At 63.6% G+C, this 1,228-nt stretch carries 2 protein-coding genes; both read left to right on the top strand.

All coding sequences use genetic code 11. The features are described from left to right. A partial coding sequence (locus NKJ06_RS35480) for a helix-turn-helix domain-containing protein (RefSeq protein WP_352812587.1) occupies positions 1-385 on the top strand: 385 nt, incomplete at its 5' end. A gap of 218 nt (positions 386-603) precedes the next feature. Next, the gene (locus tag NKJ06_RS35475; RefSeq protein WP_352634238.1) at positions 604-1,092 is read left to right on the top strand and encodes a hypothetical protein; all 489 of its coding nucleotides are present in this window, start codon (positions 604-606) and stop codon (positions 1,090-1,092) included. The last annotated feature ends 136 nt before the right edge of the window (positions 1,093-1,228 follow it).

The following is a 1,228-nucleotide window of genomic DNA, read 5'->3' as shown; positions in this document are numbered from 1 at the left end:
GCTCTCCCACATCGCGCGCCTCAGTCCCGGCGGGACCGCCTCCGCAGCCTCTTCCGATGCTTCGCTGGCGCTGGAGCTGCGCCGGCTCGTCGATGCGCATTTCCGCGACAACTGGTCCGTCGACCGCTACGTCGAGGCGCTGGCCACGACGCCGCATCTCCTCGACAAGGCTGCCCGCGCGGTACTGGGCACCGGCGTCAAGCGCGTCGTCAGCGAGCGGCGGCTGCTGGAGGCCAAGCGGCTGCTGCTGTTCACCGTGCGTACGGTCGAGGACATCGCCTACGAAATCGGCTTCGACGACCCGGCGTATTTTTCAAGGTTCTTTCGTGAGCGGGCCGGCGATGCGCCTGCCGCCTGGCGGCGGAAGCAGTTGCAAGGGCATTGACCAGATGATCATTGGATGCGGCCCTTGCAACTCGCATCCGGGTTCCGACCACCGCCCCCGGCGCACTTCCCGCTTCTTGCGCCATGGCGCGTTAGGCTCCCGGCCGCCGGCCATGATGCAGCCGTGGCCACGTTTTCGTGAGGCTGCACGGGTTGATCCAAGCGCCTGTTTGCCTAGGTAAAAGGAGCGGCGGGCGCCACGCAAATCCCACAGTCGGTATGACATTTTCCTATATTCGAAAGCTTGCACTTCCTGTTCTCTTCGTCGGTGTCCAGTCCTCCTGCGTCATTCCCGACGATACGTCGCGCATCGCCAAGGTTGACCCCACGGTGGCGGCGGCTCGTAAGGAGATGGTCGGCCTCAGCGAAGCCGACGTCCGGATGTGCGCGGGGTTTCCGACCGCTACCGCGGACGCTGGCCGATCGAGCCAGATCTGGACCTATAAGCGCGTCGTTCAGCGCGGCAATCTCAGCGTTGTCGTCCCGACCCTGGCGGTCGGTGCGATCCCGGCGGTCGGCGGCTCCGTCAATGTCGCTCCAGGCGGTTATTGCGACACGCAAATTCGAATGGTCGACGGCCGCGTCGCCGAAGTTGCCTATGCCGGCGACAACAATCTGCCGAACAGCCGCGACGCGCTTTGTGTCAGCACGGTGGATGCCTGTGTGGCCTATGCCCGCCAACACAGTCAGAGGCCGGCGGCCAGATAGCTGGCGGCAACGAGACAGCGATGGCAGGCAGTGGATGATGCATGCGGACATCCAGGGGAATCGCTTCAGGTTAACGTTGATTTTTGACGGATGAGATTTTCGAGATAATCGGCGTTGAGATTGGCGAGTTTTCGTC

Origin of the sequence: Mesorhizobium sp. M0293 (genome assembly GCF_040321735.1) — a bacterium.
In the GTDB taxonomy this organism is placed as follows: Bacteria; Pseudomonadota; Alphaproteobacteria; order Rhizobiales; family Rhizobiaceae; genus Mesorhizobium.
This window is presented reverse-complemented; position numbering and strand designations above follow the sequence as displayed.